Annotated in this window: 15 protein-coding genes; 6 read left to right on the top strand and 9 right to left on the bottom strand. The window is 73.0% G+C overall.

The genetic code is table 11. The features are described from left to right. Window positions 1–3: 3 nt before the first annotated feature. The 6 genes from ACZ6QO_RS21675 to ACZ6QO_RS21650 all read left to right on the top strand — a co-directional run bounded on the left by ACZ6QO_RS21675 (window position 4) and on the right by ACZ6QO_RS21650 (window position 8,296). The gene (locus tag ACZ6QO_RS21675) at window positions 4–1,626 is read left to right on the top strand and encodes a flavin-containing monooxygenase (protein WP_465853210.1); all 1,623 of its coding nucleotides are present in this window, start codon (window positions 4–6) and stop codon (window positions 1,624–1,626) included. A gap of 22 nt (window positions 1,627–1,648) precedes the next feature. After that, entirely contained in the window at window positions 1,649–2,896 is a 1,248-nt protein-coding gene (locus ACZ6QO_RS21670; protein ID WP_465853209.1) for a sugar efflux transporter, read from the top strand. Next, window positions 2,893–3,909, top strand: a complete 1,017-nt coding sequence (locus ACZ6QO_RS21665) for a glycosyltransferase (protein ID WP_465853207.1) — start codon at window positions 2,893–2,895, stop codon at window positions 3,907–3,909. The genes ACZ6QO_RS21670 and ACZ6QO_RS21665 overlap by 4 nt, the downstream gene beginning before the upstream one ends. Then, a complete protein-coding gene (locus ACZ6QO_RS21660) occupies window positions 3,899–4,651 on the top strand; it encodes a PIG-L deacetylase family protein (protein ID WP_465853206.1) in 753 nt (250 codons plus the stop codon). The genes ACZ6QO_RS21665 and ACZ6QO_RS21660 overlap by 11 nt, the downstream gene beginning before the upstream one ends. 56 nt (window positions 4,652–4,707) lie before the next feature. Beyond that, window positions 4,708–7,281, top strand: a complete 2,574-nt coding sequence (locus ACZ6QO_RS21655) for a glycoside hydrolase family 3 protein (protein ID WP_465853204.1) — start codon at window positions 4,708–4,710, stop codon at window positions 7,279–7,281. 400 nt (window positions 7,282–7,681) lie between these two features. Then, the gene (locus tag ACZ6QO_RS21650; protein ID WP_465853202.1) at window positions 7,682–8,296 is read left to right on the top strand and encodes a response regulator transcription factor; all 615 of its coding nucleotides are present in this window, start codon (window positions 7,682–7,684) and stop codon (window positions 8,294–8,296) included. Between the two features lie 136 nt (window positions 8,297–8,432). On the opposite strand, the gene ACZ6QO_RS21645 is transcribed toward ACZ6QO_RS21650, so the two are convergent. From ACZ6QO_RS21645 to ACZ6QO_RS21605, 9 genes are all read right to left on the bottom strand, one after another. After that, entirely contained in the window at window positions 8,433–9,116 is a 684-nt protein-coding gene (locus ACZ6QO_RS21645) for an alpha/beta fold hydrolase (protein WP_465853200.1), read from the bottom strand. Window positions 9,117–9,366: 250 nt separating this feature from the next. Then, on the bottom strand, window positions 9,367–10,329 hold the full coding sequence (locus ACZ6QO_RS21640; RefSeq protein WP_465853198.1) for a zinc-binding dehydrogenase: 963 nt from the start codon (window positions 10,327–10,329) through the stop codon (window positions 9,367–9,369). A gap of 270 nt (window positions 10,330–10,599) precedes the next feature. Next, the gene (locus ACZ6QO_RS21635) at window positions 10,600–11,700 is read right to left on the bottom strand and encodes a serine hydrolase domain-containing protein (RefSeq protein WP_465853196.1); all 1,101 of its coding nucleotides are present in this window, start codon (window positions 11,698–11,700) and stop codon (window positions 10,600–10,602) included. 229 nt (window positions 11,701–11,929) lie between these two features. Beyond that, the gene (locus ACZ6QO_RS21630) at window positions 11,930–12,610 is read right to left on the bottom strand and encodes a GNAT family N-acetyltransferase (RefSeq protein ID WP_465853195.1); all 681 of its coding nucleotides are present in this window, start codon (window positions 12,608–12,610) and stop codon (window positions 11,930–11,932) included. Window positions 12,611–12,673: 63 nt separating this feature from the next. After that, a complete protein-coding gene (locus tag ACZ6QO_RS21625; protein WP_465853193.1) occupies window positions 12,674–13,393 on the bottom strand; it encodes a TetR/AcrR family transcriptional regulator in 720 nt (239 codons plus the stop codon). 165 nt (window positions 13,394–13,558) lie between these two features. Then, window positions 13,559–14,212 (bottom strand): SRPBCC family protein, encoded by a 654-nt coding sequence (locus tag ACZ6QO_RS21620; RefSeq protein ID WP_465853191.1) that lies wholly within the window; start codon window positions 14,210–14,212, stop codon window positions 13,559–13,561. A 13-nt stretch (window positions 14,213–14,225) separates the two neighbouring features. Next, window positions 14,226–15,845, bottom strand: coding sequence for an aldehyde dehydrogenase family protein (locus ACZ6QO_RS21615; RefSeq protein ID WP_465853190.1), 1,620 nt, complete (start codon window positions 15,843–15,845; stop codon window positions 14,226–14,228). Between the two features lie 37 nt (window positions 15,846–15,882). After that, window positions 15,883–17,034 carry an acyl-CoA dehydrogenase family protein gene (locus ACZ6QO_RS21610; protein WP_465853188.1) on the bottom strand — a complete coding sequence of 384 codons (1,152 nt, stop codon included), beginning with the start codon at window positions 17,032–17,034 and terminating at the stop codon, window positions 15,883–15,885. Between the two features lie 9 nt (window positions 17,035–17,043). Next, window positions 17,044–18,699, bottom strand: coding sequence for an AMP-binding protein (locus ACZ6QO_RS21605; RefSeq protein WP_465853186.1), 1,656 nt, complete (start codon window positions 18,697–18,699; stop codon window positions 17,044–17,046). Window positions 18,700–19,123 lie beyond the last annotated feature (424 nt).

The following is a 19,123-nucleotide window of genomic DNA, read 5'->3' as shown; positions in this document are numbered from 1 at the left end:
GGGATGCGCATCGCGGTGATCGGAGCGGGGCCCGCGGGCCTCACCAGCGCCAAGCAGGCCCTGGAGGCGGGACATGACGTCGTGGTGTTCGAGAAGCACGACGACGTCGGCGGCATCTGGAACCCGGCGTCCCTCGGCGCCTACGAGGGCGTCAGGATGCAGACCTCGCGGTACGGCTTCCCGTTCTCCGACTTCCCCCCCGAGTCGGCGAGCGAGTTCCTGACCGTCCCCGAGGTGCACGAGTACCTGCGCGGCTACGCCGCGCGGTTCGGGGTGGCGCCGGTCATCCGGTTCGGGCACGAGGTGACCCGGGTGGCCGGGGGCGAGGGAGACTGGCACGTCACGGCCGTGTGCCGCGGCGTGCCGGTCACCGCCCGGTTCGACGCCGTCATGGTCGCCAACGGCGAGCTGTGGCGGCCCAGGGTGCCGGCCGGCGCGTCCGGCCCGCCGCCGCCCGGCGTCCGCGTGCTGACCGCCAAGGACTACCGGCGCCCGGACGCGTTCCGCGGCCTGCGGGTGCTGGTCGCCGGCGGCGGGGTGAGCGGGGCCGACATCGCCTCCGAGCTGGTCGGCGAGGCGGCGGCCGTCGACTGGTCGGTGCGCCGCAAGGCGCTGTTCCTGCCGCGCGACTGCGGCGAGCACGCCAACGACATGCTGTTCTCCTACATCGGCCGCGTCGCCATGGAGGAGATGCCCTACAACGACTTCCTCGCGTGGCTGTCGCGGCTGCTGCCGGAGTACATGGGCATGTACCGGGCGACGGGGCTGCTGCCCGAGACCGGCTTCCACGGCGCGGTGCACGTCAACGAGAAGATCGTGCCGCACGTGCACCGCGGCGACGTGCGGGCCAGGGCGGCGTTCGACCGGTTCGCCGGCGACGGCCGCGTCGTCTTCGCCGACGGGGCCAGTGATCGCTACGACGCGGTGATCCTGTGCCTGGGCTACCAGATGCCCGACTACGGGTTCGTCGAGGGCTTTCGCCGCGAGGAGCTGTACGAGCACTTCTTCTGGTACCGCGACCCCACCCTGGTGGTGGTCAACACCCCGGTGGACACCGACGCCTTCGGCACGGCCTGCCCCTACTTCGAGGCCATCGCCGGATGGGCGCTCGCCGTGCTTTCCGGCAAGGCGCGGCTGCCCGGACGGGAGGAGATGGCCGCCTGGTGCGAGCGGCACATGGGCGCACTGCACGACCGGCGCTACTACGACTGCTGGCTGGAGACGGTGCGCATCGGCCTGGCGAGCGGCGCGCTGCCCGACCCCGCCACGCGCTTCGAGGACTACTGGCGGCTGGTGTCGGCCGTCGTCGACCCGGCGAACCTGCGGCCCGGCGCGCGGCCCGGCCTGCCCGCGCCCTACGACGGGCTGTTCGACCTCGCCACGCTGAAGCGGAGGGTCCTGGCCTGGCTGCCCAGGCCGGCGCTGGACGCGCTGCTGTCGTCCGGCCAGATCGGCTCGGACGACCACCTCGGGGCGCTGCGCGTGCCGCCCGGGCGACGCATCGCCCCGTGGCTGCCCTACCGCCAGCGGCTCGGGACGGATCAGACATGTCCGGAGACGGACCTTGCCGCCTCCGGCCTGCGGACGGACCCCGTCGGCTCCCGCCCTCGGACGGACTCCGTCTAGTCCCTTCCCCCAAGGAGACGAAGTGTATTCCACGAAGACCAGCGGCCTGCGGATCTTCAGGGACGGCGCCGTCAGCCGGCTCGCGGCCGCCACCGCCGCGATCGGGGTGGGGGGCGCGATGGTGGTCCCCACCGTCAGCCTCTTCCTGTCCGACGCCGTGCGCGCCACGCCGCTGATGATCGGCGCCTTCGTCGCGGGCCGCGCGATCGCCGAGATCGCCACCGACCTGTCGGTGGGAGTGCTGTCGGACCGCGTCGGCAACCGCAGGATCGTGCTCGGCGTGTGCGCCATGTTCGCAGCGGGGGGCGCGCTGTGCTACCTGTTCCTCCGCGACTACTGGCTGCTCCTGGTGAGCTCCGCGATCATGTTCGGGCTCGGCGGCGCCACCTTCCCGCAGATGTTCGCCTACACCCGCGAGCTCGCCGAGACCCGCGGCCACGGCGTGACGTTCTTCAACTCGGCGCTGCGGGCGGTCACCTCGCTGGCCTGGATCATCGGCCCGCCCCTGGCGTTCGGGCTGATCGCCGTGCGCGGGTTCGAGACCCTGTACGGGGTCGCCGCCGTGCTGTACGCCATCGGCGGGTTCATCTGCTTCGTGGGGCTGCCGAACACCGACCGGCGGCCGGTCCCCGAGGCCGAGAGCACCGCGGCCATCATCGCCTCCGACGCCGGCGCCGCGGCGACGGCCGGGGCGGCGCCGCCCGCCCCGCGCAACCCGTTCGCCGGACTGAGCCCGAAGGTCTGGGCGCTGCTGGTCACGATCGTGCTGCTGCTGGCCGTCAACGCCATGTACCAGTTCGACATCGCGCTCTACATCACCAAGGACCTGGGCATGGACAAGGGCTTCACCGGCCTGGTCCTCGGTCTCGGCTCCGCGCTGGAGATCCCCGCGATCATGTACATCGGCGCCAAGGCCGACCGCATCGGCCACTGGCGGGTGGTCATGGGCGCCGCCGTCTGCGCCACCGTGTTCTTCTGCGCCATGCCCTTCGCGACGTCCAAGCCGGCGCTGCTGCTGCTGCAGGTGCCCAACGCCATCTGGACGGCCATCGCGCTCAGCATCCCGGTCACCATCCTGCAGGACTCCATGCCCGACCGTCCCGGCGTCGCCTCCTCGCTGTACTCCAGCGCGTTCAAGGCGGGCATCTTCCTCGGCGGCGTCGTCGCCGGGCTCGTCGCCCAGTACGTCGGCTTCACCAACGTCTTCTGGGCCTGCGCCGTCCTGTCCGCGGCGGCGTTCCTCTCCGTCGTCCTTAGGAGAAACTCATGAACGGCACGCCGACGTGCAGCGTGATCGTCCCTACGTACAACAGGGCCGAACTGCTCGCGCACACGTTGAACTCGCTCACCCGGCAGACCCTGGACGCCGGCCTCTTCGAGGTCCTGGTGGTCGACGACGGGTCGAGCGACGACACCGCCGCCGTGGTCGAGTCGTTCAAGGACCGCCTCGACCTGCGGTACTTCTACCAGGAGGACCGCGGCTACCGGGTGGCCAAGGCCCGCAACACGGGCATCGCGCACGCGCGCGGAGAGGTGTGCGTCTTCGTCGACTCGGGCGTCCTGCTCGCCTCCGGCTGTCTCGCGGCGCACCTGTCCCGCCACGAGGCCTGGCCGGGCCCTGTGGCGGTGGTCGGCTACGTCTACTGCTTCAACGAGGGCAACGAGGACGGCGCGCAGATGCTGCGCGTCATCGACGCGGAGAACCCGGACGCCACCATCGCCATGCTGCGCGCCAAGGAGCAGTGGCTGGACATCCGTGAGGACTTCTACGCCATCCACACCGACGACATCGCCGACCTGCCGGCCCCCTGGCTGGTGTACTGGACGTGCAACGTGTCGGCGCCCACCGGCCTGCTGCGCGAGATCGGCGGGTTCGACGAGTGGTTCAGCAGCTGGGGCGGCGAGGACGTCGAGATCGGCTACCGCCTGTACCGCGCGGGCGCCAGATTCGTGCTCGAACGCGAGGCGGCGTCCATCCACCACCCGCACGAGAAGGACTACGACGCCAACGTCAACGGCGCGTTCGGCAACTACGAGTACATCGCCAAGAAGCACGACACCCCGATCACCCGCCTGGTCGTCGGCAACCACTTCTTCCTGATCAACGACCTCATCCGCGAGCGCGGCCTGCCGTCCTGCGAGAGGTACCTGGCCGGCGAGGCCCCGCCGCCGCGGGCCGTGCCGGCGCCGCCGCCCCTGCTGGAGCAGGCGGAGACCGTCCGCCTGCGGGCCCAGGCCGCGCGCGAGCGCGCCCAGGGCAAGGAGTTCCCGCATGCGAACTGACCCGGCCGGCCCGGCGGCGCGCGAGAAGGTCGTCGTCTTCGCGCCGCACCCCGACGACGAGGTCATCGCCTGCGGCGGCGCCATCGCCGCCAAGGCCGCCGCGGGCGCGCGCGTCATCACCGTGTTCGCCACCGACGGGTCCCGCTCGCACAGTGCCGTGCTCGGCATCGAGAGCAACCCCACGCCGCAGGAGCTCGCGGTCGTCCGGCGCAAGGAGGCCGAGGCCGCGGCCAAGGCGCTCGGCGCCGACGCCGGCGACGTGGTGTGGCTCGGCCACACCGACACGCTGCTGGCCGCGTCGATGGACGCGTTCCGCGCCCAGGTGCGCCGCCTGCTGGACGAGCACCGGGACGTCGCCGAGGTGTACCTGCCGCACGACGTGCGGGAGCTGAACGCCGACCACCGGCTGACCGGCGAGGGCGTCGTCGGCTGCCTCGCCGAACTGGGCCTCGCGCCGCGCCTGCGCAAGTACGTGGTGTGGGACGAGGACACCGAGGCCGCGTTCGAGTTCGTCAACCGCGCCGAGCCCGGGCGCGAGCCGTCCCCGGACGAGCGGCTGGTGAGCGTGGACATCTCGCCGTGGGTGTCCCGCAAGCTCGGCGCGCTGGAGGAGCACCGCACCCAGGTGACGCTGTTCTCCCCGTCCCAGACGCGCACGGTGGTGCCCGAGCCGTTCCTCGCGCGCCTGCGCGCCAAGACCACCGAGGAGTTCTGGGTCGAGGAGCCGGGGGAGGACGCGTGACCGAGACGCCTGTGACCGAACCGCCTGTGACCGAACCGCCTGTGACGGAGCCGCCCGTGACCGAGGCCCCGGCGGGCGGGCTGCCGTACTTCCCCGAATGGCCGCGGGTGCGGTCGGCGTTCGGACGCGACCCGCAGGTCGAGGAGCGCGTCGAGGGCATCCTCGCCCAGATGACGCTGGAGGAGAAGCTCGGGCAGATGATCCAGCCCGAGCTGGCCGAGCTCACCGTCGAGGACGCCCGCACCTACAAGATCGGCTCGGCGCTGAACGGCGCCGGCATCTGGCCGGACGGCGACCGGCGCGCCGGCGTCAAGCAGTGGGTCGAGACCGTCGACGCGTTCTGGGAGGCCGTCGAACAGGCGTACGCCGACCGGCCGTTCCGCGTGCCGTTCATGTGGGCCACCGACGCGGTGCACGGCCACAACAACGTGTACGGCGCGACGATCTTCCCGCACAACATCGGCCTGGGCGCCGCCCGCGACCCCGAACTGGTGCGCAGGATCGGCGAGGCCACCGCCCGCGAGATCGCCGCGACCGGGATGGACTGGACGTTCGCCCCCACCGTCGCCACGCCCAGGGACCGCCGCTGGGGACGGTACTACGAGGGCTACTCCGAGGACCCCGAGGTCGTGTACGCCTACGCGCGCGCGATGGTGAGCGGCCTGCAGGGCGGCACGGACGGCCTGGCGACCGACGCGCACGTCATCTCCACCATCAAGCACTGGGTCGCCGACGGCGCCACCTTCGAGGGCGTCGACCGGGGCACCGCCCGCTGCGAGGAGGACCTGCTCCGCAACATCCACGCGATGGGGTTCATCTCCGCCATCGAAGCCGGCGCGCAGGCGGTCATGGCGTCGTTCAGCGGCTGGTCCGGCGCGGCCAACTACGACCACACCCCCGGCCGGCCGGTCGGCTACAACCACAAGATCTGCGGCAGCCGGTACCTGCTCACCGACGTCCTGAAGAACGCGATGGGCTTCGACGGCATCATCATCAGCGACTGGGACGCCCACGCCGAGGTCTCCGGCTGCACCATCGGCGACGCCGGGTACGCCATCAACGCCGGGCTCGACGTGCTCATGGTCGCCGGGCGCGAGGCGTGGCGGTCGGTGTGGCGCACGGCCCGCGAGCAGGTGCTGTCCGGGGTGATCCCCATGGAACGCGTCGACGACGCCGTGCGCCGCGTGCTGCGCGTCAAGATGCGGGCCGGCCTGTGGGACAAGCCCCGGCCGCGCGACCGTTCGCTGGCCGGGGAGGCGTCGGCGCTGGGGCATCCCGGCCACCGCGCACTGGCCCGCGAGGCCGTCCGCAAGTCGCTGGTGCTGCTGAAGAACGCGGGCGGCGCCCTGCCGCTGTCCCCCGCGTCGCGGGTGCTGGTGACCGGCAGCGCCGCCGACGACATCCGCAAGCAGGCCGGCGGCTGGACGCTCAGCTGGCAGGGCAACGAGGTCGAGCTGTCGGACCTGCCCGGCGCCACGACGCTGGCCATGGCCGTGGCCTCGGTCACCGGCGAGGACCGCTGCCACGTGGACCCCTACCTGGAGCACACCGACCCCGCCGGCTACGACGTGGCCGTGGTCGCGATCGGCGAGGACTCCTACGCCGAGATGCGCGGCACGATCAAGCCGTGGGGGACGCTGGAGTACTCCCGGCTCAAGCAGTCCTACGCCCGCGACCTGGCGACCCTGCGCAGGCTCCGCGAGGCCGGGGTGCGGGTGGTGACGGTCATGTTCACCGGCCGGCCGCTGTACGTCACCGAGGAGATCAACCTGTCGGACGCGTTCGTGGTGGCCTGGCTGCCCGGCACCGAGGCGACCGGCGTCACCGACGTGCTGTTCGCCGGGCCGGACGGCGAGCCGGTCCACGACTTCCAGGGGCGGCTCACCTTCAGCTGGCCGCGCAGGAAGCGGTCGATGAGCGTCAACCGGATCCCGCCGCACATCCCCGGATACCGGGTGCCGGCGGAGGAGCTGTCCCCCGAGGGCGAGCACGAGCCGCTGTTCCCCTACGGCTTCGGGCTCACGCTGCGCGACAGGGGCCCGGCCGCCGATCCGGGCGTCCTGCCGCTGGACGAGGAGCCCCCGCCGCCGCCCGCTCCCCCGGTGTCCGGACCGCTGGAGGTGTTCGGCCACCGCGCGGACGGCGCGTACAGGCTGCGCATCGGCGGGCACAACACCTGGTCGCGGGAGGACATCGCGCCCGACCGGCCCACCGACACGCTGGTCGTCCGGGCGGAACCCGTCGAGGCCCCCGGCCGGCCGGGGGCGGTGTCGCTGCGCTTCAAGGGGTATGTGGCGTTCGTCTACGCGCAGGACCCCGGGGCGCCGCCGCGCGACCTGCGCGGCTACCACGAGACCGGCGGGCGCCTGGTCTTCGACGTTCGGGTCGTCGAGGCGCCCGACCTCCCGCTGTACCTGGCCTGCCACGACGACTACCCGGCACAGCCCGGCCTGGACCTCGCGCCGTCGCTGCACGCGCTGCCCGCGGGGACCTGGACCACCATGGAGGTGCCGCTAACCGACTTCGAACGCATCGGCCTCGACCTGCGCCACGTGGACGTGCCCTTCATGCTCTACACCGAGGGCCGGGCCGTCCTGGAGATCGGCGAGGTGCGCTGGCTGACCGGCTGAGCGAGCGGGCGTCCGCCGCGCGAGGTCACCGGCCACGCGCGGCGGACGCGCCTGCGCTCAGAACGAGAGCGCGACGCGATCGAATGACGCGGTCGAATATGGAACACAGGCCGGCCGACGCGACGGAGCCCGACACCGCCGGCACCGCCCAGCGGGCCGCGGACGGTCCTTCCAATCGCGTCCACGAGCACCGATCAGTCGGCCTTTCCCCGGGCGGGCACACGGGAGTACACGAATAAATGTGCCGCGTGGAACGGCCGAAAAGAGCCGAAAACAATGAAACCGTCCACTTATTTTGATCCTCAGGGCGTCGCTTACTTTTCCTGGCCGATCCACATTAAGGTTGTCCGCGAGATCGACGAAGGGAAGCGCAGGTGCCTACGGGAATCGAGATCTGTTAGTGCGCGCCCTGAAGATCCTCCTGGCGGAGGACGTCCACATGGTGCGCGGAGCGCTTGTGGCCCTGCTCGAACTTGAGCCCGATCTGAGCGTCGTGGCACAGGTCGACCGGGGTGACGCGATCGTGTCGGCCGCCATGGAGCACCGGCCCGACGTCGCGATCATCGACATCGACCTGCCGGTCGTGGACGGCCTGACCGCGGCCGAACTGCTGCACAAGCAGCTGCCGTCCTGCCGCACGCTCATCCTCACCAGCCTCGGCAGGCCGGGCACCGTCCGCCGCGCGCTCGCCGCGCACGTGACCGGGTTCCTACTGAAGGACGCCCCGGCCGACCAACTCGCCGACGCGGTGCGCAACGTCGCCGCCGGCAAGCGGGTCATCGACACCCAGCTCGCGCTGAGCGCCTGGGACGTGGGCGACAACCCGCTGTCGGAACGCGAGTTGCAGGTGCTGCGCATGGCCGCCAAGGGCGCCGAGGCCCCCGAGATCGCCGCCACCCTCCACCTGTCCGCGGGCACCGTCCGCAACTACCTGACCACCATCGTCATGAAGCTCAACGCCCGCAACCGAGTAGACGCCATCCGCATAGCCACCGAAGCCGGCTGGGTCCCCTGACCCTCCCCCCAACCCCGCGGACACGCGGGGTACATCCTTCCGTCCGATGGGTTCTCACATCGGCGCCGGGTCGGCGGGACGGGGGACGGCGAAGGTCGGCGCCTGCTTACGGCGGGGACTTGGCGCACCTGTCTCGTCATCGCTGGTGGGTGGGGAGCAGGCCTTGCTCGGCGGCGTACGCCTCTAAGCGGTTCACCAGCTCGCTTGGGCGGCTCAGGGCGGGGGTGTGCCCACCGTCGATCTCGTCGGGGGTGATCCCCAGGCGCTCCAGGGCGACGCGGCGAAGGAAGCCGGCGGGGAACAGGCGGTCGTCTCGACAGGCCAGGACCCGCGTGGGGACGTCGGGCCAGGACCGGAGCGGCGATGGCTCCCCCATGCGGACCTCGGACTGGGCGCGCCCCCGCTTCAGCGCCTCGGCGGCGAGTTCCGGCGGGACGTCCTGGTAGAACAGGGCGATGGCATCGTCGTAATGCTCTCGCGGCTCTTCCTCGTATCTCGTGTGGGCCCAGTAGTCGGCGGGCGCCTCCCCCGGCGCGGGGATCATGGGCGCGACCAGGACGAGCAGTCGCACCCCCACCCGGTCGCAGACGAGCGGCGCCGTGAAGCCGCCGAACGACTGCGCCACGACGACCACATCGGCCCGGTCGCCGACCGCGCGAACCACGGTGTCCGCGTACTCCGGCAGACCGGCCGTGTCGTCGTCGCACGGAAGATCCGGCGAGACGGCGTCATGGCCTCGCGCGTGCAGTTCGGCCGCCACCAGATGCCAGTACCAGCCGACATCGCCCGCACCGTGAATCAAGACGAATGTGGCCATCATGCCGCCTTCCGCGCTCAGCCCACGCCGCAGACCACCGCCGCCTGCCATCCGTCTCCGGACAATGGACAGGCGGGCCGCGATCCCTGTTCCACGGGTGAGACTAGGCGGCGGCGCCGACATTCTCGCCGGCGCCGCCGGACCCCCGGGCGGTCAAAAGTCGGACAGACAGGGGCCGGACGGTCGGGGCCGGGCGGTCAGGCCGTCGGGGGGGGGGGGGGGGGAGACCGCCGGAGGTCAGGCCGTCGGAGGGTCAGACTGTCGGGGGGGTGGTGGTCAGCAGGGTTTTGCCGGTTGTGGCGCGGGTTTCGATGGCTTGGTGGGCGTTGGCGGCCTCGGCCAGCGGGTAGGTCTGGCCGATGACCGGGCGCAGCGTCCCGGCCGCCGCGCGGGCGAGCGCCTCCTCGGTGAGCGCGCGCATGTCGGCGGCGCTCGGCGGATCGCCGGAGACCACCCGCACGCCATCGCCGGGCCGGGTCCAGGCGCCGCCCGCCATGCCGTAGACGCGGGCGCGTCCCCCCGCCCGTACGGTGGTCATGGCCTGGGCGCCGATCGGGCCGCCGACTCCGTCGAAGACCAGGTCGACGCCCGCGCCGCCGGTCAGCTCGACCACCCGCCGCTCCCAGCCGGGCCGGGTGTAGTCGACGCAGGCCACCGCCCCGAGGGAAGTGACCAGCTCCGACTTGCCGGGGCCCGCCGCGCCGATCACGCCGGCGCCCGACTCGGCCGCCAGCTGGACGAGCAGGGTTCCGACGCCGCCTCCGGCGGCCTCGACCAGCGCCCACTCACCGGGCTTGACCTCCGCCTGCCGGTGCAGCATGACGGCCGTACGCCCGTCGGCCAGCAGAGCCACCGCATCGCGCAAGGTGACTCCCGCCGGCACCGGGACCGCGTCCTCCGCCTGTGCCAGGGCCAGCTCCGCGTAACCACCGGCGCCGCCCGTCGTCGTCACCACCGTCGTGCCCACGAGACCCGGATCGGCGTCCGCCCCCACGGCCGAGACCCGGCCGCCGACGCCGTTCCCCGGAACCCTCGGCAAGGACGGCCGCTGAAGACCCGGCGGGCCGTTCCCGGCGCGGACCTGGGTCTCGACGAACGTGACGCTCACGTACTCGACCGCCACCAGCACCTGCCCAGGCCCCGGCACCGGGTCCTCGACCTGCGTGAGCCGCAGGACCTCCGGCCCGCCGAACCGCTCCATCACCACAGCCCGCACGATCGCGGCCCCTTTCGCACCCGGACATCACCGTCGCCCCGGCCCCGGCGGAACGATCCGCCCACGCCCGGACGCCACACGCGCCGCACCCGGAGGACGTCCGCCCCGTCCGGACGCGCGGTGAACGCCCCCTGACGGCGCCCACCCCCCGGACGCGACACGGGCCAGCATCTAACTTCAACCTATGTTCAAGTCAACTGCCCGGGGCCCGGCGGCCACGATCACCGCGGGAGGCGCCGACGGCGAGGCCGGCACGGCGTCGTGCCGGGGTCAGGCGGCGAGCCCTTCGTAGGCGGCCACGACGACGCTGAGGCCACGGGTGTCTCCCGTCGTGCCGCCGAGCATCCGGTTCATCATGTACGCCACCGTCATGCGGGCGTCGAGGTCGTTCACGACCAGCGAGCCGCCCCATCCGCCCCAGTAGCAGGTGCGCGGGCCGGGGAACTGGCCGGTGTCCAGGCCGTACCCCATGCCGTAGCGCATCGGCCCCCCGAGGATGGTGTCCATGCCGCGATACTGCTCCTCCAGTGCCCGCTCGCAGCCGCCGCGAGACAGCAGCCGCACACCGCGCGCCGTTCCGCCGCACGCCAGCACCGACTGGACGGCGGCGACCGAGCGGGCGTTGCCGTGCCCGTTCGCGGCCGGGAGCTCCGCACGCCGCCAGGCGGGGGTGTTGGCGATCGCGGGCCGCACCGGAGGGTTCTCCGGCTCCTCACTCGCGTCGCCCGGCGGCGGCGGAGGCGGGATGATCGGGGAGACGCGGTGGTCCTGGTCGGCGGGCAGCCCGATGTGGAAGTCGGCGCCGAGCGGCCCCGCCACCTCCTCGGAGAAGAAGACGCCCAGGCTGCGGCCGGTGACGCGGCGGACGACCTCGCCGATCAGGTACCCCTGGGTGAGCGCGTGGTAGCCGGCCCTGGTGCCCGGCTCCCAGCGGGGGAACTGCGCGGCCAGACGTGCCGTGGCCTTCCCCCAGTCGTAGAGGTCCTCGACCGCCATCGGCTCGTCCCAGGTGGGCAGGCCCGCGGTGTGGGAGAGCAGGTGCCGCACCTCCACGCGTTCCTTGCCCGAGGCGGCGAACTCGGGCCAGTACTTGGCGACCGGCGCGGCCAGGTCGAGATCGCCGCGGTCGGCCAGGATCAGCGCGCACAGCGCGGTCATGGTCTTGGTGGTCGACCAGACATTGGTGATGGTGTCGCGTTCCCACGGGATCGTCCGCGCGGCATCGGCGTGACCGCCCCACAGGTCGGCCACCGGCTCGCCGTCCACGTACACCGCCACCGAGGCGCCGACGTCCTGGTCGTCCAGTGAGGCCGCCAGCGCTTCGCGCACCGCGCCGAACCGGTCGTCACACGTGCCATGAATTTCCGCCATGGACGGAAACCTAACCCGCTCCCTCGGTCGAAACCACCGCCGGACCCCGTTTTCGGCGACCACCGGACCGACACCGTTCACACATCTCGCCGACGCCCTTCCTGACATGCCGTGCCGCGATCGGCCGACGGGGGCGGTGCGGCATCGTCACCGGCCGGGCAACGCCGCCGGCGGCCGAGCGGCCGACCGGCGGGCCGTCGGCTTCGCCGCGCCGGGCCGGCCGGGCGGGTCATCTCGTCCCTTCGGTCATTCCGAAGGCCGTCCACCCCCTGTCGGGGAAGCCGGCCGCGTCCGCGACGGCAGCGGAGGCGAGATTGTCCCGCCCGTGCATGTAGGTGGGCACGGCCCCCTCGTCCAGCACGCGCCGGGCCGCCTGCGCGACGAGCCTGCGCGCCAGCCCGCGCCCGCGCGCTTCTGAGGCGGTCACCACGGCGAGCTCGTGCCCGAAGTCGTCATGGCGCTTGACGCCCACGCCCGCCAGGTACGCCCCTGTCCGCGGATCCCACGCCACCAGCGCCTCCCCGCCGAAGGGCCGCAGCCACCCTGGCACCCGAGGGTCGTCCACGGCGACCCAGACACCGGCGTCCGCGGAGCGCGCGGGGCTCACGCTCCAGCGGTAGACGGCGGTGAACCAGCCGCGCTCGCCGTATCCGAGCAGAGCGGTCACCTGGGGCGCGATGGCGGCCAGGTCGCGCGCGCCGGAGTACAGCTCCGCCACCTTCTCCGCGTGGCGGGGCGGCACCGACAGCACTCCGCCGTCCGGGCTTCGCACTCCCAGCGCGGGATGGACGGCGCCGTCCCACCCTGGGAGCGTCCGCCCCGGCGCGCCCACGACCTCCAGGTCACCGGCGCCGGGCCACTTGCCCAGCCACCGCGCCAGATGCTCCGCCAGCCTTCGCATCGGATCCATCGACCTCACTCCTCGTATCCGGGGCCGGGATACTACAAGGTCGGTGCGCGGGCGGGTCTGCGGTCATCCGGCCCTGGCACTGGTCAGGGCGCCGTGCAGGAACAGCTCCACCAGTTCGGCGGAGGTGAGCGCGTCCGGCTCCCGGCCGGCGGACATGATGAGGTACTGGAACGCGCCGGCCAGCTTCTCGGCGGGCAGCCTGAGGCTGTCGCGCTCGGGTTCGAACAGCGCGGCCAGCACCTGACGCGAGGCCGCCATGGAGGCCTCCCTCCCGGTAGTGCGTCCCCCGCCGGACAGCCGGTCGGCACCGGCGGGACGGCCCGCGTCGGAGGGACCGCCGGATGAACGGGCCTCGCCTGACGGGCGGGACGCGCCGGGCGCAGAGGCCTCATCGGATGAACGGGTTCCGCCGGCGCGTCGCAGCCCGCCGGAGGCCGCGAGCGCCCCGGCGATCGCGCCCATCCGCGCCAGGTAGCCGCGCATCGCCTCGGCGGCCTCGACCAGCCGCTCGGCCAGGGGCAGTTCGAGAGAGATCGCCTCGACGTGGGCCAGGGTGTCGTCGGGGCGCAGCGCTTCGGCCATGCAGGCCTCCAGCACGGCCTCCTTGTCGCCGAAGGCGCGGAAGACGGTTCCTTCGCCGATGCCCGCCGCGCGGGCGATCTGGGCGGTGGTCACCGAGGCGCCGAACTCGATGACCAGAGGGAGCGCCGTTCTCACGATCATCGCGCGGCGCTCGTCGGGACTCATGGCCGGCGCGCGACGCCGGCTGGGTGTGTTATCCATGCCCGCCACACTACGGAGTGAGTACTCACTCCGTCAATTGCTTTTCCCCGTTCGCCCTTGCCCGTCGCCGTGTCGCGATGCCGAAGGGCCGGAGACCCGTGGTCTCCGGCCCTTAGGTGCGGACGGTCGCGGCCCAGGTGGACGCGGGCTCGGGTGGGCGTGGGCTCAGGCGGAGGCTGCGAGGGCGGCGGCGACGCGGCGTTCGGGGGCGGAGACCGTCGCCGGGTCCTCTTCGGGGTGGACGTCGCCGTACGCGGCCACCAGGACGGCGCCGGCCGCCCTGGCCAGCACGCGGGCCAGCAGCGGTTCGATGATCCGGTCGTACATCGGCGCACCGAGGTCGAACCGGGCCTCGAACCGCACCTGGCAGGAAGTCCCGCCGCCCGGCGCGCCGTCGCCGGGGAGGAAGTGCCAGGCGCCGGACAGCAGGGCGAAGTCGCCGTCCGTCTGCTCGAAGGCGATGCCCGGCCGGGGTTCAGAGGTGGCGGCCGGCGGCCCGGCGGTCGCGGTCGCCGGTCCGGAGGTCGCGGCCGCCGGATCGGCAGGGGTGGGCGGGGGTTCGGCGGTGGCGCGTTCGCGTTGGAGCCACCGGACGGCGCCGCCGCGGAAGGGCAGGGACCATTCGGCGAGGCGCTCGCCGCCGGACCCCGCTCCGGCCTGGCCGGCCGGGCTCACCGGGCCGCCGGAGGCGGCCTCGATGCCGGGGGTCACCGACAGGACGCCGGCGGGGAGGCGGTCGCGCCAGGCGCCGCCCGCCAGGCGGGCGAGCGCGGCGGGGGCGTCGAGCGGGACGTGGACCCGCACACCGACCTTTCGCATGTCAGGGTCCCTTTCAGATCCCGCCGGACCGGGCCGGCGTCTCGCTGGGGCGGGCGGGCCGGGCGGGGGTCATGGCCACGCCCTGGAGGTGAGTGGTGCGGATCATCATGTAGCTGGCCTCGCCGAAGACGCCGCCGGTGAGGCCGGTGCCGCCGTGGGAGGGCATGTAGGGGTAGAAGCCGCAGTGGGAGTCGTCGTTGACCTTCAGGACCCCGCCGTTGCGGACCTCGTCGGTGAAGCGCCGGGCGACGCGCTCGTCGGCGGTCCACAACGAGTTGCGCAGCCCGTAGGCGTTGCCGTCGACGAACGCGAGCACCTCCTCCAGCAGTCGCTCGTCGGAGCGTCCCGGCTCGGGGACGACGACGGGCAGCAGCGGGAAGAACGTCTCGCTGCGCACGGCCTCGACCTCGCGCGCGCCGGCCAGGCCGTCCACGCGGACCACGGTGGGCTCGATGAAGAACCCGGTGTCGGAGGGCGTGCCGTCGACCTCCAGGCGCCGCCCGCCGCACACCAGCCGCGCGCCCTTGTCCAGAGCGTCGGCGAGGAAGGCGAAGAACCCGTCGGCGGCCAGGACCGGGGTGAGGACGACGCCCTCCTCGTCGGGGAGGCCCGGCCGGACGCGCGCGGCCGCGGCGGCGAGCCGTTCGACGAGCTCGTCGGCGATCGCCGGGTGGGCGATGACCTGGTTCGGGATGTTGCAGATCTGGCCCGAGGCGTTGAACGCCTCGACGAGCGCGCCGACGGCGAGGTCGAGGTCGGCGTCGCGCCAGACGACCGCGCAGTCGTTGCCGGCCAGTTCGAGGATGGGCTTCTTGCCGGCGGCGACGCAGGCGTTCTGGAACGCCAGGCCCTTCTCGGTGCCGCCGAAGTAGATGATGTCGTCGACGTGCTCGCTGGCGAGCCACTCCTCCATCATGGGCGGCCCGCAGACGACGTTGAGGGTGCCGGGCGGTGCGCCGACCTCCTCCAGGGCGGGGACGATGATCTCCCGCAGCGCGTACATGACGCCGAAGGGGATGCTGCGCGGCGCCCGCACCACGACCGCGTTGCCGGACAGCAGGGCGGCGGCGCCGTAGATGGCGTTGGAGTGCGGGGCGTTCTGCGGCGGGGCGACGCACACGACCCCGTCGGGCTTGCGCCGCATGGAGATGCGCTTGCCGCCGTAGTGGAAGTCCCGCTGCAGCAGTTCGGCGCACCAGCTCAGCGTCTCGGGGCTGACGATGTGGAGCAGGCCGTCGACCTCCCACTCGGCCAGCGTCCGCGTCCGCCCTTCGGCGATCATGACCTCGACGAACGCGGCCCGCGTCTCGGCCAGGCGCTTGCGGATCAGCTCCCCGGCCCGCAGCCGCACGTCCAGGGGGCTCCTGGACCATTCGCGCGCCGCCGCGGCGGCCGCCTCAAGGGACGCCCGGGTGGTGGCGGCGTCGGCCAGCGCGCACCGGCCGATCACCTCGGGCCCGGCCGAGGCGGGGTCGATCTCGCCGCGCTCCAGCATGCGCTTCAGGCGCAGGGCGCGCGGGGCGTCCTTGAGTATCGCGCGGGACGAGACGGCGTAGATGTGCTCGGCCGCGTCGATGTCGCGCCCTCCCACATAGGAGGCGTAGGTCGGCAAGGGTGCGTCGGGTTCACGCATCGGACGGTCTCCGCTCGTGGACGATGATGTGGAGGGGTCAGGGGGCGTGTTCCCTGCCGAGGAACTCGCGGGCGATGACCAGCTTGGTCGCGGCGGCGGTGCCGTCGGCGAGCTGGGTGCCGATGACGTCGCGCAGCCGCCGCGCCACCGGCCCGTCCTCCGACCAGCCGAAGTGCCCGAGGGTGAGCAGCGCCTGGTGGGCGGCCTCCGCCGAGGTCTTCGGCGCCCACCACTTGGCCATGTTGGCCTCGACCCGGTGGTTGAGCCCGGCGTCGTTGCGCCACAGCGCCTCGTAGGCGAGCAGCCGCGCGGCGTGCAGGTAGGTGGCGTGCTCGACCAGCGGGAACGTCAGGCCCTGGAACCGGCTGAGCGGCTGCCCGAACGCCTCGCGGTCGCGGGCGTGCTCCAGCGCGGCCTCGACGGTCACGCTCGCGGCGCTCACGGCCATGAGCGCGATGAGGGCGCGCGAGTAGTCGAACCCGCGCATGCCTTGCACGAAGCCGAGGCCGGTGCCGCCGACCACGTTCTCCGGGCCGACGCGCAGCCCGTCGAAGACCATGGTCGCGCGCCCGCCGGACCGGCTGCCGAGGCTGGGCAGCGTCGTCCGGGTCAGGTGGGCGTCGTCGAGCCGGGTGTAGAAGGCGGTGACGCCGCGCGAGCGTTCCTGCTTCTCGCCGGTGCGGGCGAAGACCAGCCCGTGGGTGGCGTACGCGCCGAGCATGATGGAGGTCTTCTCGCCCGACAGCCGCCAGCCGTCGCCGTCCGGTTCCGCGCGCAGCTCCAGCGCAGCGGCGTCGGTGCCGTGCGCGGGCTCGGTCATGCACACCGCGACGACGGCGTCGCCCTGGGCGATGGAGGGCAGCCAGCGGGCCTTGAGCTCGTCGCCGCCGTGCAGGTTGAGCACCCCGCCGACCAGCGCGGCGTTCAGCACCGGGTAACAGGCGGTGATGTCGCCGCGCGCCAGCTCCTCGAGGACGATGCCCGTGCTGACGGCGTCCAGGCCCATGCCGCCGTACTCGACGGGGATGCGCAGCCCGAACAGGCCTTCGGCCGCCAGCTCGGCGAACAGGCCCGGCGCGAAGCGGCCCTCGCGGTCGCTCTCCGCGGCGGCCGGGGCGAGCCGGTCCGCGACGTAGGCGCGGACCTTCTCGGCCAGCGCGTTCTGCTCAGGGGTGAAGAGAAAGTCCATGAGATGTCCTCACTCGGCCGTTCCGCCGGTCAGCCGGTCGCGTAGCACGAACTTGCGCACCTTGCCCGAAGGGGTCCTCGGCAGGGCGTCGACGATCTCGACCCGCTCGGGCCAGTACTGCTTGGCCATGTCCAGCTCGGCCAGATGGGCGCGCAGGTCCTCAAGGGTGGGGCCGGGGCCGTCGGCGACGATCACCGCGCAGGCGCGCTCGCCGAGCCGGTCGTCGGGGACGCCGACGACCGCGACGTCGCGGATGGCGGGGTGGCGCAGCAGCGCCGCCTCGACCTCCACCACAGGGATCTTCACGCCGCCCCGGGAGATGACGTCCTTGACGCGGCCGGCGATGCGGATGCCGCCGTACCCGTCGTCCCTGGCCAGGTCGCCGGTGTCGAACCACCCGTCAGGGGTGACGGACTCGGCGTACAGTTCCTCGCGGCGGTAGTAGCCCAGGCACTGGCTCGCGCCGCGCACCTGCAACAGGCCGGTGGCGCCACGCGGGACGGGCCGGCCGGTCTCCTCGTCGACGACGCGCACCTCCATGCCGGGCACCGGCGTGCCGTCGCTCTCGGCGGCCCGCATCGGCGGGTCCTCGGGACGGGTGACGGTGACCGCGCCGTTCTCGGTCATCCCCCACAGCGCGTACAGCCGGCAGCCCAGCACGTCGCGGGCCTGCTCGACGAGCACCGGCGGGATGGGGGCGCTGCCGGTGGCGAACGAGCGCAGCGCCGACAGATCCCTCGGCTCGTCCTGCTGCGCCCGGATCAGGTCCATGAGGAACGGCGGCGGGCCATAGAAGAAGGAGACGCGCTCCTGCTCCATGATTCGGAGCATCAGCCCGGGGTCCCACGCGTCGACCTGGACGGCCGTGGCGCCGAGGATGAGCGGCATCAGGAAGTTCCAGGTGTACCCGGCCTGCAGCGTGGTGGGCGACCCCATGGCGGTGACCTCGCCGGAGGTCAGGCCGAGCACCTCGATCTGCGCCCGGTTGAGCGCGCCCAGCGTGTTGTGGCTGTGCATGACGCCCTTGGGCTCGCCGGTCGTGCCGGAGGTGAACATCACCTGCGCCAGGTCGTCCGGCCGGGCCTCGCGGGCGTCCAGCTCGCCGGGCTCGACCTCCCGCTCCCACTCGCGGCCGAACAGGTCGCGGTCGAAGTCCAGTGCGCCGTCGTGGCCGCCCCCCGCCCCGCCGAGCAGCACCCGGTGCCGCAGCGTGGGCACCGCGTCCGCCACCTCGGAGCACATGTCGGCGAAGGAGTGCCCGCGCAGCTCGGCGGGGCCGACGTAGATCGGGCTGCGGGTCAGCCGGGTCATGAACTCGACCTCGCGGCGGCGCATGATCGTCGCGACGGGTCCGGCGACCGCGCCGATGCGGGCGCACGCGAGGCACAGCGCGACGAGCTGCCAGGAGTTCGGCAACTGCAGGGTCACCACCTCGCCGCGGCGCACGCCGAGCCCGTGCAGGGCGGCGGCGAGCCGTTCGACGCGCGCGGCCAGCTCGGCATAGGTGAGACGGTCGGACCGGCGGCCGTCCGCGTGATGGCACACCACCGCCGTGCGGTCGGGGAAGCGCTCGACCGCACCGCGCAGGTCGTCCATCGCGGTTCGGTCGTGCCACACTCCGTCGGCTCTGAAACGGTCGCCGGTGATTTCCAGCACCGGAGCCATGTTCCGCTCCCTTCCTGGAGGCAGATTTCGGCTGGTCGGTAATTCCGCCGGGGTGAATTCTCGTCGGCCGAGAACCGGCGGCGGTCGGTTAGTGGGCCAATGCGCGGCCGACGGGAATTCGCGGATCCGGCGGCCCGGCGAAACGTTCGCCCGTTCTTTCGCCGGCGGTCGTCCTGGTGCACCGGATACGACGCATACGCGCTTCCCTCCGATCGCTTCGACGTTCGACAAGTGTGCTCGGGAACGGCGCCGCAGGCCACTGACCGGGTCATCGGTGCCATGTGAAGGATTCATGACGGGAATATGAGCGGGAAACTGGCCGGGCACGCGGCGGCGTTGCGAAAATGCGGTGCGCGGGGTCGCCACCGGAATAGTTCCCGCGACCGCGGGCAGGTGCGCCGGCCAAGGCGGCGGCGACCGCCCA

This window comes from Sphaerisporangium sp. NPDC049457, from assembly GCF_055586705.1.
The sequence above is the reverse complement of the archived record's forward strand: the minus strand, read 5'-3'. Positions and strand labels throughout refer to the sequence as shown.

Excerpts from the sequence above, each read along its gene's own strand:
- ACZ6QO_RS21630 (WP_465853195.1), bottom strand. The coding sequence starts at position 12,610 with ATGGATCCGATGCGAAGGCTGGCGGAGCATCTGGCGCGGTGGCTGGGC.
- ACZ6QO_RS21620 (WP_465853191.1), bottom strand. The coding sequence starts at position 14,212 with ATGCGAAAGGTCGGTGTGCGGGTCCACGTCCCGCTCGACGCCCCCGCC.
- ACZ6QO_RS21605 (WP_465853186.1), bottom strand. The coding sequence starts at position 18,699 with ATGGCTCCGGTGCTGGAAATCACCGGCGACCGTTTCAGAGCCGACGGA.
- ACZ6QO_RS21645 (WP_465853200.1), bottom strand. The coding sequence starts at position 9,116 with ATGATGGCCACATTCGTCTTGATTCACGGTGCGGGCGATGTCGGCTGG.
- ACZ6QO_RS21675 (WP_465853210.1), top strand. The coding sequence starts at position 4 with ATGCGCATCGCGGTGATCGGAGCGGGGCCCGCGGGCCTCACCAGCGCC.
- ACZ6QO_RS21635 (WP_465853196.1), bottom strand. The coding sequence starts at position 11,700 with ATGGCGGAAATTCATGGCACGTGTGACGACCGGTTCGGCGCGGTGCGC.
- ACZ6QO_RS21665 (WP_465853207.1), top strand. The coding sequence starts at position 2,893 with ATGAACGGCACGCCGACGTGCAGCGTGATCGTCCCTACGTACAACAGG.
- ACZ6QO_RS21610 (WP_465853188.1), bottom strand. The coding sequence starts at position 17,034 with ATGGACTTTCTCTTCACCCCTGAGCAGAACGCGCTGGCCGAGAAGGTC.
- ACZ6QO_RS21625 (WP_465853193.1), bottom strand. The coding sequence starts at position 13,393 with ATGGATAACACACCCAGCCGGCGTCGCGCGCCGGCCATGAGTCCCGAC.
- ACZ6QO_RS21660 (WP_465853206.1), top strand. The coding sequence starts at position 3,899 with ATGCGAACTGACCCGGCCGGCCCGGCGGCGCGCGAGAAGGTCGTCGTC.
- ACZ6QO_RS21615 (WP_465853190.1), bottom strand. The coding sequence starts at position 15,845 with ATGCGTGAACCCGACGCACCCTTGCCGACCTACGCCTCCTATGTGGGA.